The organism is Streptomyces sp. NPDC047072, assembly GCF_040643855.1.
GTDB lineage: Bacteria > Actinomycetota > Actinomycetes > Streptomycetales > Streptomycetaceae > Streptomyces.
Map to the genome: position 1 here is coordinate 52,489 of NZ_JBEYVC010000025.1, position 14,044 is coordinate 66,532.

At 72.1% G+C, this 14,044-nt stretch carries 13 protein-coding genes; 8 read left to right on the top strand and 5 right to left on the bottom strand.

All coding sequences use genetic code 11. The features are described 5' to 3' along the window. Nucleotides 1–32: 32 nt before the first annotated feature. From ABZ896_RS14140 to ABZ896_RS14150, 3 genes are all read right to left on the bottom strand, one after another. Nucleotides 33–1,205: a GNAT family N-acetyltransferase gene (locus tag ABZ896_RS14140; protein WP_360927089.1), complete on the bottom strand. Its 1,173-nt coding sequence runs from the start codon at nt 1,203–1,205 to the stop codon at nt 33–35. Between the two features lie 160 nt (nt 1,206–1,365). Then, the gene (locus tag ABZ896_RS14145; RefSeq protein ID WP_360927091.1) at nt 1,366–2,001 is read right to left on the bottom strand and encodes a response regulator transcription factor; all 636 of its coding nucleotides are present in this window, start codon (nt 1,999–2,001) and stop codon (nt 1,366–1,368) included. Then, nucleotides 1,998–3,227: a sensor histidine kinase gene (locus tag ABZ896_RS14150; RefSeq protein WP_360927094.1), complete on the bottom strand. Its 1,230-nt coding sequence runs from the start codon at nt 3,225–3,227 to the stop codon at nt 1,998–2,000. Before ABZ896_RS14150 ends, ABZ896_RS14145 begins: the two co-directional genes overlap by 4 nt. A gap of 168 nt (nt 3,228–3,395) precedes the next feature. Between ABZ896_RS14150 and ABZ896_RS14155 the strand changes: the two genes are divergently transcribed. After that, a complete protein-coding gene (locus tag ABZ896_RS14155; RefSeq protein ID WP_360927097.1) occupies nt 3,396–4,166 on the top strand; it encodes a class I SAM-dependent methyltransferase in 771 nt (256 codons plus the stop codon). A 6-nt stretch (nt 4,167–4,172) separates the two neighbouring features. Here the strand turns inward: ABZ896_RS14155 and ABZ896_RS14160 are convergent, their stop codons facing one another. Continuing rightward, complete coding sequence (locus tag ABZ896_RS14160; protein ID WP_360927100.1) at nt 4,173–5,099, bottom strand: hypothetical protein; 927 nt, start codon at nt 5,097–5,099, stop codon at nt 4,173–4,175. Continuing rightward, entirely contained in the window at nt 5,096–7,153 is a 2,058-nt protein-coding gene (locus ABZ896_RS14165; protein WP_360927103.1) for a PEP/pyruvate-binding domain-containing protein, read from the bottom strand. The genes ABZ896_RS14160 and ABZ896_RS14165 overlap by 4 nt, the downstream gene beginning before the upstream one ends. 242 nt (nt 7,154–7,395) lie before the next feature. Between ABZ896_RS14165 and ABZ896_RS14170 the strand changes: the two genes are divergently transcribed. The 7 genes from ABZ896_RS14170 (at nt 7,396) to ABZ896_RS14200 (ending at nt 13,957) form a co-directional block, all read left to right on the top strand. Beyond that, the gene (locus ABZ896_RS14170; protein ID WP_360927106.1) at nt 7,396–8,508 is read left to right on the top strand and encodes a Gfo/Idh/MocA family oxidoreductase; all 1,113 of its coding nucleotides are present in this window, start codon (nt 7,396–7,398) and stop codon (nt 8,506–8,508) included. Then, complete coding sequence (locus ABZ896_RS14175) at nt 8,505–9,431, top strand: PmoA family protein (protein ID WP_360927109.1); 927 nt, start codon at nt 8,505–8,507, stop codon at nt 9,429–9,431. Before ABZ896_RS14170 ends, ABZ896_RS14175 begins: the two co-directional genes overlap by 4 nt. An 11-nt stretch (nt 9,432–9,442) precedes the next feature. Beyond that, nucleotides 9,443–10,198, top strand: a complete 756-nt coding sequence (locus tag ABZ896_RS14180) for a cupin (RefSeq protein ID WP_360927179.1) — start codon at nt 9,443–9,445, stop codon at nt 10,196–10,198. Between the two features lie 84 nt (nt 10,199–10,282). Continuing rightward, entirely contained in the window at nt 10,283–11,566 is a 1,284-nt protein-coding gene (locus ABZ896_RS14185; RefSeq protein ID WP_360927111.1) for an ABC transporter substrate-binding protein, read from the top strand. Then, on the top strand, nt 11,563–12,501 hold the full coding sequence (locus ABZ896_RS14190) for a sugar ABC transporter permease (RefSeq protein WP_360927114.1): 939 nt from the start codon (nt 11,563–11,565) through the stop codon (nt 12,499–12,501). Before ABZ896_RS14185 ends, ABZ896_RS14190 begins: the two co-directional genes overlap by 4 nt. Next, nucleotides 12,498–13,364, top strand: a complete 867-nt coding sequence (locus ABZ896_RS14195) for a carbohydrate ABC transporter permease (RefSeq protein ID WP_360927117.1) — start codon at nt 12,498–12,500, stop codon at nt 13,362–13,364. Before ABZ896_RS14190 ends, ABZ896_RS14195 begins: the two co-directional genes overlap by 4 nt. Beyond that, nucleotides 13,361–13,957, top strand: a complete 597-nt coding sequence (locus ABZ896_RS14200) for a hypothetical protein (RefSeq protein ID WP_360927120.1) — start codon at nt 13,361–13,363, stop codon at nt 13,955–13,957. Before ABZ896_RS14195 ends, ABZ896_RS14200 begins: the two co-directional genes overlap by 4 nt. The last annotated feature ends 87 nt before the right edge of the window (nt 13,958–14,044 follow it).

Below are 14,044 nucleotides of genomic sequence, written 5' to 3' on the forward strand. Positions count from 1 at the left end.
TGCCTACGGGAGTCCCCTGCCCCGCGACCCGCTCAGCTCGCCAGCGGCCCCGCTCTGTCGGAGTCGGAGTCCGAGCGGTGTCCGTCCGGCCTGCCCGGCTGCGTCCGGCTCGACGTGCGCAGCGTGCCCACCGTCTTCAGCAGGCGGTCGGCCGGCTCGCGCAGCGCCGGGTGGGCGTTGACCGTGTTGCGCAGGCCGCGCACCGGGCGGCGCCACAGCCGGTGCGCCGCCGACACCGGATGCGGACGGGTCGCGAAGCCCTCGCAGACCCGCAGCTCACGGGTCTTGAGCCAGTCCTTCCACTCCTTGTCGCCACGCCCCATGTCCATGACGCGGATGCCGTCCCGGCCCGCGGCCTCGGCCATCCGCAGATGCATGATCAACCCGGGGGAGTAGTAGCGCAGTTCGGGGTCGTAGGCAGTGAACCACGGCGCGAACACCGTGCGCGAGCGCGGGCCGAAGTGCGCGGCCACCGGGCGGTCGCCCGCGTACACCACCGACAGGACGCCGGTGAAATGCTCCTCGCGGACCTCGAACAGGTCCTCCACCAGATCCACGATCCACGGCCGGGCGAAACGATCCATCCGGCCCGTCCTGCGGTACTGGGCGGACTTCCAGCGCATGAGCGTGCGCAGCGCCGCCGGATCCCGCTCGTCGAACACGAAGCGCATCTCGCCGAGGTCGCGGGCGAGCCGGCGCTCCTTCTTCAGCGTGGTCTTGGCGAGCCCCGGGTAGGCGCCGCGCAGCCACTGGGGGTAGTCGTCGCTGCCGACCTTGAGGTCGATCACCGGGGAGGCGAACGACCCGGTCATATAAGGGGCGAAGGGCTGCTGCCCCTCGACGAGGTGGTCGAACTCGAACACCGAGAGCCGGCAGGCCCGCAGCAGGGCCCGGGTGTCCCAGGTGACACCGGGGCGGTGCACCAGGGCCTGGCAGTCGCTGAGCCCGAGCCCCACCGCCCGGCCGACACCGACGGCGTTGCGCTCGTACGGCAGGAAGCCGACCGGCTCGCCGCGCTGGTGCAGGACCGCCACGCGCACGCCGCCGCGGTGCCGGTCGACGCCGGCCGTGAACTCCGGGGCCAGGAACGGGTTGGCGTAGTCCGGCGACGCGTCCATCGCCTCGTGCCAGGCCTTGTGGTGCGAGGTGCTGAGCTCGTCGGGTCTGTGGATGGTGATGTCCGTGTCACTGCTCATGGATCGCATGGGCGACCGCTCCCCCCAAATCCCCCCACGACGCGCTGTCCGCGTCCCGCCGAACGAAGTGTCGGCAAGGATCAAACGTCGCGAAACAGTACGCATGCTGTCAAGGGTGTCTGCCGTAACGTAAGAACGCGTATCGCTTACCCCTGGTTCCCGCCGCCACTCACGGCAGCAGCCGTCGCTCCTTGGCGACCGCCACCGCACCGGCCCGGGTCTCGACGCCCAACTTGCCGTAGATCCGCCCGAGATGGGTCTTCACCGTCGCCTCGCTGATGAACAGGGCGCGGGCGATCTCCCGGTTGCCGAGGCCCCGGGCGAGCTGCGCGAGGATCTCCTGCTCGCGTCCGGACAGGGCGGGGCGCGGGCTGCGCAGCCGGGTCAGCAGCCGGTCGGCCACGGGACGGGAGAGCGCGGTACGGCCGGAGGCGGCGTCCCGGATCGCCGCGAACAGCTCCTCGGGCTGCTCGGCCTTCAGGAGATAGCCGGTGGCGCCCGCCTCGATGGCCCGGGTGATGTCGGCGTCGGTGTCGAACATGGTGAGCACGAGCACCCGCGGACCGCCCTCGGGCCCCGACGTCAGCTGCCGGGTGGCCGTCACCCCGTCCATTCCGCCGTCGAGTTGGAGATCCATCAGGACGACGTCGGGCGCGAGGCGCGCGGCCATGGCGACCGCCTCCTCGCCGGTCGCCGCCTCGCCGACCACGTCGATGCCCGCGGCACTGGAGAGCAGGGCCCGCAGCCCGGCACGGACGACGGCGTGGTCGTCGCAGAGCAGGATGCGCACAGCGGATGCGGTCACAGGGCGGCCTCCTCGACCGCGCGCAGGGGCACGGCCACCGAGACTACGGTGCCCTCACCCGGCACCGACTCCACACCGAGCGTCCCCCCGCACTGCCCCGCCCGGATCCGCATGGCGGGCAGACCGTGCCCCCGTTCCCCCGAAGACGCCTCACCCACCGTGAACCCCCGTCCGTTGTCCGCCACATGCATCGCGAACCCCCGCCCGTTGTCGGCCACGTCAAGCGACACCTGGTCGTCCAGCCAGGTCAGCGTCACCGCCGCCCGCGTCGCCGCCGCATGCTCCCGTACGTTGGCCAGCGCGCCCTGCGCGATCCGCAGCAGCGCCCCCGCGACCCGCTCCGGCAGCGGGCCCGGCTCCCCGTCGAGCCGGAACTCCACGGTCAGCCCCGGCCCGCTGTCCCGCGCGGCGAGCACCTCCAGCGCCTCCTCCAGCGAGCGTTCCGCGAGATCGGCCGGCGCCAGGTCGTGCACGAAACGCCGGGCCTCCGCGAGGCTGTGGGAGGTGATCTCGGCGGCCGCCCGCACATGCCCCCGGGCCGCGTCCGGATCCGCGTCCCACACCCGCTCGGTGGCCTGCAACAGCATCCGCTGGCTGGAGAGCCCCTGGGCGAGGGTGTCGTGGATCTCCGTGGCCAGCCGCTGCCGCTCCGCGAGCACCCCGGCCCGCCGCTCGGTGACGGCGAGTTCGTGCCGGGTGCGCACCAGATCCTCGATCAGCACGCGCTGCCGGGCCCCCTGCCGTTGCAGATGCACGAGTACGGCGGTGGCGACCGCGGCGACCGCGGGCGGGGCCACGATCATGTTCGGGTTGAGCGGCCCGTCGGCCACCCGTATCTCCGAGAGCACCACCAGCGCGGTGAGCACGGCCGCCGACGGGACCGCGATCCGCGGCGGCAGCGCGTGCAGCCCCGCGAAGAGCAGCGGCATCACACACCAGGTGGCGCTCGGCGCGAGGACGAGCAGCACGACCCAGACGGCGGTCACCGCGCCCAGCCAGCCCAGATGGCGTGCGGTGGGCGCGAGGCCCGGACGGGGCGGCGGGGCGAGGAAGTGCCCGAGGACGTAGAGCAGGCAGAACACGGCGAACAGCGCCGCCACCCACCCGGTGCGCACCCCGCCCTGGTCGCGGGAGAGGAAGCGGACGAACGAGGAGCCCAGGAGCAGGAAGAACGCCCCGTGCACGATCGCGCCCAGCCAGCGCTCCTCCGGATCGGTGTGGTTCATGCTCCGTGTCTAACGCGATCGACGCGCCGCCGCATCAACCGATCGGCTGACACGCCGGTCGGCCGAACCGCGCCCGGGCACGAGCCTGTTGGCCGAGCCGCACCCCCGGCCGCCGCACCGAGGCTGGGACCAGCGAAGACGTCCACAGGAAACAGGAAAGAGACCCCGGTGCCCACCAAGAACCTCACCGCCAACCGAGCCGCCCTCGGCCACCGCGTCGGCTACGCCCTGCGCCACCCCGACCGCGTCCCCCGCCATCTGGCCCGCGCCGCGCGTGACTTGTGGCTGCGCCGGCGCCACCCGGACCACGTCTCCTACTACCGGGCCGTGATGCGCTCCGACACCCGTGCCGACCCGGACGCGGCCGTCGGCAGCCGCAACCGCGAACGCTGGCTCGCGCTGGGGGCCCTGCAGTTCGACTACCTGCTCGGCCACGGCCTCAGCCCCGAGCACCGGATGCTGGAGATCGGCTGCGGCAACCTGCGCGGCGGCTGGCGCTTCATCCGCCATCTGGAGCCCGGCCACTACTACGGCGTCGACATCTCGCCCGACATCCTCTTCGCCGCGCAGGGCACGCTCGTGGAGATGGGCCTGCAGAAGCGCCTGCCCGTCCTCACCCCCGTCCACGACCTGAAACTGGACTTCCTCCCGGACGCCCACTTCGACGTCGTCCACGCCCACAGCGTCTTCTCGCACTCACCGCTGTCCGTGATCGAGGAGTGCCTCGCCCATGTCGGCCGGGTCCTCGCCCCCGGCGGCTGGTTCGACTTCACCTTCGACCGCACGGAGGGCGAGGAACACCACGTCCTGCGAGAGGACTTCTACTACCGCACCGAGACCCTCCTGGCCCTCGCCCGACGGCATGGCCTGCGGGCCCGGTTCATGGACGACTGGGAGCAACTCCCGCACGGCCAGTCCAAGATCCGCGTCACGCACTGAGGGCCGTCACCTCCGCGTGTGCGCCTGCCCCTCGCCCAGCACCACCGCACTCGTCCGGTTGGTGCTCGCGTCCTCGATGCACCCCCGCAGCCGCATCACGTCGTGATCGGGCAGGGCGGGCCGGATCACCGCGCTGTAGACGCCGTCCTCCAGACGGCTCAGCGTGGCCCGGTCGTTCTGGGCGGCGGTGGAGCGGCGGCAGGTCTCCCAGAGGTCCTGTGCGGCCAGCCGCAGGGCCGTGTCGCCGCCGGCGGCGGTCGTCTCGACACGGAAGACCATGGTCGTGCCCGCCGCGTCGGGGGTCTCCTCGGCGCGGGTCTGGGTCGCGTCGGCCAGCGCCGTCCACAGCACCGGTACCAGGACCAGTCCGGCGACGGCCGCCCCGACACCCACCAGCGTGGTCCGGGTCCGGGCGGGCGGCACGGCCGGGCGGCCCTCCAAGGCCGTACGGCCGACCCTCGGTCCGAGCGGTGGCGCGGTGAGGGCGGCCAGGCGTCCGGCGAGTCGGCGTTCCGCGCCCGGCCGGGCGGTGGCGCCCGCCAGCTTCTGGAGGACCATTGCGATGCCGGACAGCGCGGCCCCGGCCGCCATCAGGACCGGCACGAACACGAACGTGTGCTGGGTGCCGTCCAGTTCCTGCATCTGGGCCGAACTCATCCAGCGGAACCGGTTCGGATGCGGTCCCCGGGTCTGCTGGAGCCGCTGGCGCACCTCCTCGACGCGGGCCTCGGACTGCTCCATCCGCTGCTCCAGCCGGGAGAACCGGGTGAGCAGGACGACGGTCGCGAGGAAGACCTCGACCACCAGCAGCAACACCCCGGACATCAGGGCACGTTGCCACTCCCAGCGGGTCAGGTAGAGCACCATGTAGTAGCCGGCGTAGGCGGCGGACAGTCCGCCGAAGGCATACCCGACGATTCTCACGCTCTTCATGCCGCCGACTCCTCTCCCTGCGTGTTCTCGGCGTTCTGCTGGGTCACCGCGCCGGTGGCGCCGTCGACCGTGAGCGCGACACCGCCCGGGAAGCGGTCCACCGCGCCCGGCACGCCGACCGCCGTCGGGACCTTGAACTCACGGGCCAGCACGGCGAGATGGGACAGCGCGCTGCCGGTCTCCGCGACCAGCCCGGCGAGTCCGGGCAGCACCGGCGCAAGAGCCGGGTCGAGCGAGCGCACCACCAGCACCGCGTGCTCGGGGCGTTCCCCGCGCCCGTCCCAGGCGATCCCGGTGCCGAAGCCGCCGCCGGCGCCCTGTCCGTCGCCCGAATTCCGTCGGCCGGGCGGGAGTTCGGCGACCGGCACCCCGTCGGCCAGCCGGAACGCGGCGGGCAGCGGATCGGCGTCCGGGGTGCGCGGCACCCGCTCGTGCAGATCCTCGGGCAGCACGCCCTCCTCGGTCGCCAGAACCAGTTCCTCCCAGCTGAGCAGCGCGAGCCGGGACAGCCCGGGCGCGCACTGGCCGGCGCGGAGCCGGACGGCCAGTTCGCGGACCATCCGGGCCTGCATCTCCTGCACCCACCGGATGCGCAGTCGCAGCCCCTCGCGCACCGGCAGCGCTCCCACGCCCCGGGGGAGCGCGGTCCAGCCGGTGTGGCCGGGCAGCGGAGCGGGGGCGCCGAGGGTCGGCGGCAGCAGGGCCATCAGGACCGGATGCCGGGCCAGCAGCTCCTCCTCGTCGAGCCCGCGGGAGCGGCCCTCGGCGAGCGCGGCGAGCGCCTCACCTGCTCCGGTGGCCCCCGAACCCGGGCCGAGCAGCGCGCCGGCCAGGGACTCCTGGGCGTGCAGTGAGGACAGCACCTCGCGCCCCCACGACACGGCGTCCAGCAGCTGTCCGCCGAGCAGTTGGCCGGTCTCCGGGATGTCGGCGAGAGCGCGGTCCACGTCCGCCATCAGGTCGGTCGCCAGCAGCGGCAGCGCGGAGGTGAGCCGTCCGATCCGCCAGGCGGCTCCGGCCCGGCGTGCCCCCGGCGCCGGGTTGATGAAGTCCAGGACCGGGTGCGCGGACGGCACCGCGCCCAGCAGCCGCAGATCGGCCGCGACCCGGCCGCCCACGGTGGTGACCACCGGCAGCTTGCGCAGCGTGCGGCGCGGGGCCGCGCCCGCGATGTCCAGGGCGAGGGTCAGACCGTGGGACATCGGTGTGACCCACAGGTCCTCCTCCAGCGGCTGGAGCACCCCGGGCAGTGTCTCGGCGACCGGGCCGGGGCCCAGCAGCCGGGCCCCGGGCGCGGGGCGGGCGGACATCGCGGTGATCGGGCGGGCCTGGAAGAGCCACAGCTTCCCGTCGGCGTCGAAGCCGAACTCCATGTCCTGCGGTCCGCCGAAGACCCGCTCGGTCCTCTTCGCGAGCGTCACCAACCGGGTGATGCGGCGGTGGGTCAGCAGCCGCTGTCCGGCCGGCTCGGCGGGCTCGGTGCGCACCAGCCGGGCGAAGCGCGTCAGCTGGTAGCGCACGCCCTGGGTGCTGCCGTCGACCGCGCTCACCAGCATGCGGTCGGTGCGGCCCGCGACCGGGTCCGCGGTGAACATCACACCGCCTACGGCCGCCCGCAGCATCGGCTGGACCAGGACCGCCATCCCGTCGTCCCCGGGCGCCTCCTCGGTGGGGCGCAGCGGCCGCACCCGCCGGGCCGAGTCCAGCACGGTCCGCACGGCGGCCGTGAAGGCCTCCCAGCCGCGCACGTCCAGCACGGAGTCGAAGCGGCCCGCCATCGAGGAGTCCTCGGTGTCCTCGTGCGCGGAGGAGGATCTGACGACGAGGGCCTCGGCCCCTGCGTCGAGCGCCCGCCAGGCGTCGCGTACGGCCTCCTCGCCTATGGCCGCCCCGGGCGCCCGGTCGGAGGGGACCAGGACGAAACCGGGCAGGACCGGCAGCCCGGCCACCGCCGAGCGGGCCAGGTTGGCGGCCTTGGCGCCGGTGACCGCGGGGTCCTGCGCCCGCTCGCTGTCGAGCGGCACCACGGCGAGTCTCGCCACGGTATGTCCCATGAGTTCCTCCTCGATGTCTGGGCTGAGAGCCGCACTCGCCGTCCCCTTTTGCTTGAGTTAGGCAAGCATATTGGAGTTACTTGAGTCAAGCAAATAAATTGCGTGCGTGTCGTGTTCACCGATATCGCGGCACGGGGTCTTGTTAGGACAATCGGCGGGGATCTAGGGTCGACCCCTGGAGGGCAAGCGCTTTCCCCGCACGTCAGCGTCCCCCTTTGCGGACGCCCGAGGAGGACCCGTATATGTCCCGTCCAGCCCGCCGCCGGGTCGCCGTCGTCGGCACCGGCGCCATCGTCAGCGGCAGCCACCTGCCCGCGCTCAGGGCCCACGCCGAGCGGGTCGAACTGGTCGCCGCCGTCGACGTGGACCAGGGCAGACTCGACGCCTTCCGCGACCTCGCGGGCGCGGAGGTCGCCGGGTTCACCTCGGTCGACGAGATGCTGGACGCCGTACGCCCCGACCTGGTCCTGATCGGCACCCCGCCCTCCCTGCACCGGGAGCAGACGGTGGCCGCGCTCAAGGCGGGCGCCTGGGTGCTGTGCGAGAAGCCGCAGACGCTGTCCCTCGCCGAGTACGACGAGATCGCCGCGGCCGAGGAGGCCTCCGGCGCCTACGCCTCCGTCGTCTTCCAGCATCGCTACGGCTCCGGCGCCGTCCACGCGCGCGAGCTGATCGCGAGCGGCGAGCTGGGCGCCCCCCGGGTCGCCCACTGCCAGACCACCTGGCACCGGGACGCCGCCTACTACGCCGTGCCGTGGCGCGGGACTTGGGCCAGCGAGGGCGGCGGCCCCACCATGGGCCACGGCATCCACCAGTACGACCTTCTCCTGGACCTGCTCGGCCCGTGGGCGGAGATCCGCGCCATGGCCGCCCGGCTGGTCCACGACACCGAGAGCGAGGACGTCTCCACCGCCCTCGTCCGGTTCGAGAACGGCGCCCTGGCCACCGTCGTCAACAGCGTGCTCTCACCCGACGAGGTGAGCCGCATCCGCATCGACTGCGCCGACGCGACCGTCGAACTCACCCATCTGTACGGCCACCGCAACGAGGACTGGGTCTACACCCCCGCCCCGCACGTGGCCGCCGACCGCGCCGAGGCCTGGCGCACGCCCCCCACCGACGTGCCCAGTTCGCACACCGCCCAGCTCGCGACGCTGCTCGACGCGTACGACAACGGTGTCAGGCCTCCCGGCAGCGGCACCGACGCCCGTGCGACCCTCGAGTTCGCCGCCGCCCTCTACAAGGCCGCGTTCACGGGCGCTCCCGTGCTCGCGGGCGAGATCGGGCCCGGCGACCCCTACTACCAGGCCATGCACGGCGACCACCCCCACTGGGCCCCCAAGGAGCGCGCATGAGCATCCGCGTCAGCCACGTCCACGGCGAGCACATCGCCGTCGAGGCGGCGAACGGCACGGAGATCCTCCGCTACGTCTACCGACCCGACCCCGAGGCCTTCGAGGCCAAGAAGCCCTACGCCCACCCGGTGCGCACCCTGGCCGGCCGCACGGTCACGGGTTACCGGCCCAACGACCACCGCTGGCACAAGGGCCTGCAGATGACGGCGAGTCATCTCTCCGGCCAGAACTTCTGGGGCGGCAACTGCTACATCCACGGTCAGGGCTATCTGCCGCTGCCCGAGCGCGTCGGTTCGATGCGGCACGACGGTTTCACCGCGTTCACGGCCTCCGCGTCCCGGCTGGACGTCACGGAGGCGCTGACCTGGGTGGAGAACGGCGGCGAGGAGTGGGCCCGTGAGGAGCGCGGCCTGGCCGTGCACTCGGTCGACGAGACGGCCGGCTCCTGGGCGCTCGACTGGTCGATCCGGCTGACCAACCTGCGGTCCGAGCCGCTGCGCTTCGGCTCGCCGACCACCGCGGGCCGTGAGATGGCGGGCTACACCGGCCTCCAGTGGCGCGGCCCGCGCGACTTCACCGGCGGCACGGTCGTCGCCCCGGACACCGACGCCGACGCGGACAAGCTGATGGGCAGCCAGAGCCCCTGGCTCGCCTTCACCACCGAGCACGACGACGTGGACGCCCACTCCACCCTCGTCTTCGCGCACGCCCCCGAGAACCTCGATCCGTCGCACGCGATCCACGAGTCGCACTGGTTCGTACGCTCCGAGCCCTTCCCGACGGTCGCGTTCTCCTGGGCGTTCTTCGAGGAGTTCGAGCTGGCGCCGGGGGAGTCCTTCGCCTACCGCTACCGGCTGGTGGTGGCCGACGGGGCCTGGGACGCGGAACGGGTGGGTGAGCACCTGGAGGGGCTGTCGTGGTGACCGAGCCCCCCATGGTGCCCAAGCCGGAGCTGCCCCACCCGCTGCCCGGCGCCGTCGGCCTCTCCCATCTGAGCGCCTACGACTGGGAGGCCGCCGACGGGGTCTGCGGCGGCAGCCCGCATCTGCACCTGGTGTGCACGGAGGCGTACGTCGTCACCGGCGGCCGGGGCGCGGTGCAGACGCTGAGCCCGGACGGCTACCGGGAGATCCCCCTGGAGCCGGGCTCGATCGCCTGGTTCACCCCGGGCACCGTGCACCGCATGGTGCAGGGCGGCGATCTGCGCATCACCGTGCTGATGCAGAACAGCGGTCTGCCCGAGGCCGGGGACGCCGTGTTCACCTTTCCGCCGGAGGTGCTCGCGGACCCATCGCGGTACGCCGAGGCCGCCCAACTCCCGCCCGGCACAGGGCCGGAGACGGCAGCGGCGGCCCGGCGGCGCCGGGACCTCGCCGTCGAGGGCTACCTCGGACTGCGCGCGGCCCTGGTCGCCGGTGACGTCGGCCCGTACCGGGAGTTCCAGCGGGCCGCCGCCCGGCTGATCCGGGAGAAGGTGCCGAACTGGCGGGAGTTGTGGCGGGCGGGCGCGCTTGCCACCGCCGAACGCACCGGCGCCCAGCTCGACGCCCTCGCGGCGGGCGAGCCGGCGTATCTCGACGAGGCGACCGCTCACGAGGCGGCGCCCACCCGGCTCGGCGGTTTCGGGATGTGCGGCCGCCGGGACGAGTACAACCTGCCGGGTACGACACTGCCGTACCGCGGCGAGTAACACCCTCTGCTCCAGGGGGAGTTCAAGGGGGGAGTTTCGAGGGGGGCCGTAGAAAGTCCGAGGAAGGGATGAGGTGACCTCGGCATGCCCGGACACAGGACAAAGGGGTTCTGCGCTTCGGCCGTCGCACTCGCGCTCTGCGCGCTGGCGGCCGGCTGCGGAGGATCCGGGGAGACGGTCGGCGGCGGCAAGGTCGTGCTGCGCTACACGTGGTGGGGCAACCCCGACCGCGCGGAACGCACCGAGCAGGCCGTCGCCCTGTTCGAGAAACAGCACCCGAACGTCCAGGTGCGGACGTCGTTCTCGGGGTACGACGCCTACAGGCAGAAGCTCGCCGTCCAGGCCTCGGGCGGTGACGCGCCCGACGTGATGCAGCTCGACTACCGCCAGATCGACCAATACGCCTCCGGTGGCGTGCTGTTGGACCTGGCGAAGCAGAAGGCCGCCCTGCGCACCTCCGAGATCGACCAGGGACTGCTCGCCACCGGCCGTGTGGACGGCGTCCAGTACGCCGTTCCGCAGGGCCGCGGCACTGAGACCGTCGTCTACGACGTGAAGGCGTGGAAGCAGTCCGGCGTACCGCTCCCGCGTGCGGCCTGGACCTGGTCCGAATGGGCCGACGCCATGCGGGAGTTGGCCGAGAAGACCGGGCGCCCCGGTGCCACCGACCCCGGCCAGAGCGAGGACGCCTTCGAGGTCTGGCTGCGCGGTCGCGGCAAGGCCCTCTACACCGCGGACGGCGAACTGGGCTTCACCGCGGACGACGTGACCGAGTGGTGGACCTTCACCGACCGGCTCCGGCGCGAGGGAGCCGTCTCCCCGGCCGAGCAGACCACCCAGCTCGACGGCTCCGTCGAGAACACCCCGCTGGGCCGCGGCAAGGCGACCGCCGACTTCAACTGGGACGCCCCCTCCAGCGGTTACCTCGCCCTGATCCCCACAGGCATCGCCCTCGCGCCCATGCCCTCCGGCTCCGACGGCACGCCCGGCCAGTACTTCAAGCCGTCGATGTTCCTCGGAGTCGGCGCCCACACCGCGCACGCGAAGGAGGCGGCACAGCTCGTCGACTTCCTGCTCAACGACGAGGACGCGGCGAAGATCCTCGGCGCCACGCGCGGCATCCCCGTCAACGAGACCATCCGCGTGCGGACCGCGCCGCTGCTCAAGGACTTCGACAAGACCGTCGCCCACTACCAGGCGTCCGTGGGAGGGAAGTTGAAGGACCCGCCGCAGGCCCCGCCCTCCGGCGACAACGCCCTCCAGAGCACCTTCCAGCGCGACTACGACCAGGTCTCCTACGAGCGCATGTCACCCCGCGAGGCGGCCGAGAACTACGTCACCGAGGCGAAGGCGGAGCTGAGGTCATGACCACCACCGCGATCCCGACGGGCGCGAAGCCCGCCACCGCCACCACCCCGAAGCGCCGCCCCAAACGCGAACGGCAGGGCGCCGCCTGGGTGTTCCTGTCCCCGTGGGTCCTCGGCGCGACCGTCCTCACCCTGCTGCCGATGGCCGTCTCGCTGTACCTGTCCTTCACCGACTACAACCTCTTCGACCCGCCCCACTGGGTGGGCCTGCGCAACTACACGCAGATGTTCACCGAGGACCCGCGGTACTGGCGCTCGGTCACCACGACCCTGCTGTACGTCGTCATAGCCGTGCCGACACAGCTGGCACTGGCCCTGGTCGTCGCGCTCGCCCTGAAGTCCATGAAGCGGGGCAAGGCCTTCTACCGGTCCGCGTTCTACGCCCCCTCGCTGCTCGGCGCCTCGATGTCCATCGCACTGGTCTGGCGGGCGATCTTCAACGACGGCGGTACCGTCGACCACCTCTTCGGCACCGGCGGCTGGGTCAACAAGCCCGGTTGGGCGCTGCTCGCCGTGGCGCTGCTGACCGTCTGGCAGTTCGGGGCGCCGATGGTCATCTTCCTCGCCGGCCTGCAACAGATACCCACCGAGCTGTACGAGGCGGCGGCCGTCGACGGAGCGGGAAAGTGGCGGCAGTTCCTGTCGGTCACCGTCCCCATGCTGTCCCCGGTCCTCTTCTTCAACCTGGTCCTCCAGACCATCCAGGCCTTCCAGGTCTTCACCCCCGCCTTCGCGGTGAGCGCCGGCAAGGGCGGGCCCGCCGACTCCACCCTCGTCTACACGATGTACCTCTACGACCGGGGCTTCGTCGCCTCCCACATGGGCTACGCCTCCGCCATGGCCTGGGCGCTGCTCCTGGTCATCGGCATCGTCACGGCGGTGCTGTTCCGCACGTCCCGCTCCTGGGTCTTCTACGCGTCCGAGGGGGACCGATGACCGTCGTCTCAAGTGCCGCTGCCCGCAAGCCCGTTCGCTGGGGCCGGATAGCCCTCCACCTCGGCGCACTCGCCGCCCTGCTCGTCATGCTCTACCCGCTGGCCTGGCTGCTGGCCACCTCGCTCAAGCCCGCGAACGAGGTCATCGCCAGCCTCGACCTGCTGCCCAGCCATCTGGAGTGGTCCAACTACGAGACCGCCTTCGAGGGCGTGGGCGACGTCTCCATCTGGCGGCTGCTCTCCAACTCCCTGCTGATCGCGGGCGGCGCGGTCCTCGGCAACGTCATCAGCTGCTCGCTCGCCGCGTACGCGTTCGCGCGGCTGCGGTTCCGCTTCCGTGGCCCGCTGTTCGCCTTCATGATCGCCACGATCATGCTGCCGCACCACGCGATCCTGATCCCGCAGTACATCATCTTCAACAAGCTCGGCCTGGTGAACACCTACTGGCCGCTGATCCTGCCCAAGTTCCTCGCCACGGAGGCGTTCTTCGTCTTCCTCATCGTGCAGTTCATGCGCGGTCTGCCGCGTGAGCTGGAGGAGGCGGCCCGGATCGACGGCTGCGGCCCCTTCCGCAGCTTCTTCAGCGTGATCCTCCCGCTGACCCGGCCCGCGCTGATCACCACGGCGATCTTCACCTTCATCTGGACCTGGAACGACTTCTTCACCCAGCTCATCTACCTCTTCGACCCGGACAAGTTCACGCTCACCCTCGCCCTCAGGTCCTTCGTCGACGCCTCCAGCCAGTCCGCGTTCGGCCCGATGTTCGCCATGTCGGTGATCGCCCTGCTGCCGATCGTCCTGTTCTTCCTCGCCTTCCAGCGTTTCCTGGTGGAGGGCATGGCCAGCTCCGGACTGAAGGGATGACGGGCATGCGCACACGCGAACCCGGTGAGGTCTTCGGCCCCCGGATGACCCTGTTCGCCGACACCCTCAGCGTCGGCCTGGCAACCGCGCTGGTGTGCCTGCCCGTTGTGACGATCCCCGCCGCCCTGTCGACCGCGTGCGCGGTCCTGCGGGGCGCGGGGGAGGGACAACCGGCCACCGCTGGGCGGTACTTGGCGGTGCTACGACAACGCCTACGGCCCGGCGACCTGGCGGCGGGCGCGGTAGCCCTGCTGGGTGCGCTGCTGTTCCTGGCGGACCTGGCGCTGGCCGGTGCCGGACTGCCGGGAGCACCGGCATTCGCCGTGGTGGCCGCCGCCATCGGCACGGCCGCCCTCGTGGTGGGCCTCAGATCCTGCGCCCGCCCCGAGTCCCTCACCAATTGGCCTGCCGCCGTGCGAGAGGCATCCCGGGACGCGCTACAGGACATAGGGGGCAGCGCCCTGGTACTCCTCGCAGTCGCGACGGCAGCACTGTGCTCTTGGATGCTGGTCCCCCTGGCCTTCCTGGTCCCCGGCCCACTGGCACTGGCACTAACCGCTGTTGATGTCCGACAAGGCGCCGAATTCCGCTGAGGTTTTCTCCTGATGCCCGCGCCCCTGCCGAGCCGAAGGCTCGCCCAGGGGCGCGGGGAACTGCGCGACCAGCCACATATCACCCGC

Bases quoted from the DNA above. Each gene is read 5' to 3' on its own strand.
- ABZ896_RS14140 (WP_360927089.1), bottom strand. From the start codon at position 1,205: ATGCGATCCATGAGCAGTGACACGGACATCACCATCCACAGACCCGAC.
- ABZ896_RS14150 (WP_360927094.1), bottom strand. From the start codon at position 3,227: ATGAACCACACCGATCCGGAGGAGCGCTGGCTGGGCGCGATCGTGCAC.
- ABZ896_RS14160 (WP_360927100.1), bottom strand. From the start codon at position 5,099: ATGAAGAGCGTGAGAATCGTCGGGTATGCCTTCGGCGGACTGTCCGCC.
- ABZ896_RS14165 (WP_360927103.1), bottom strand. From the start codon at position 7,153: ATGGGACATACCGTGGCGAGACTCGCCGTGGTGCCGCTCGACAGCGAG.
- ABZ896_RS14170 (WP_360927106.1), top strand. From the start codon at position 7,396: ATGTCCCGTCCAGCCCGCCGCCGGGTCGCCGTCGTCGGCACCGGCGCC.
- ABZ896_RS14175 (WP_360927109.1), top strand. From the start codon at position 8,505: ATGAGCATCCGCGTCAGCCACGTCCACGGCGAGCACATCGCCGTCGAG.
- ABZ896_RS14180 (WP_360927179.1), top strand. From the start codon at position 9,443: ATGGTGCCCAAGCCGGAGCTGCCCCACCCGCTGCCCGGCGCCGTCGGC.
- ABZ896_RS14185 (WP_360927111.1), top strand. From the start codon at position 10,283: ATGCCCGGACACAGGACAAAGGGGTTCTGCGCTTCGGCCGTCGCACTC.
- ABZ896_RS14190 (WP_360927114.1), top strand. From the start codon at position 11,563: ATGACCACCACCGCGATCCCGACGGGCGCGAAGCCCGCCACCGCCACC.
- ABZ896_RS14195 (WP_360927117.1), top strand. From the start codon at position 12,498: ATGACCGTCGTCTCAAGTGCCGCTGCCCGCAAGCCCGTTCGCTGGGGC.
- ABZ896_RS14200 (WP_360927120.1), top strand. From the start codon at position 13,361: ATGACGGGCATGCGCACACGCGAACCCGGTGAGGTCTTCGGCCCCCGG.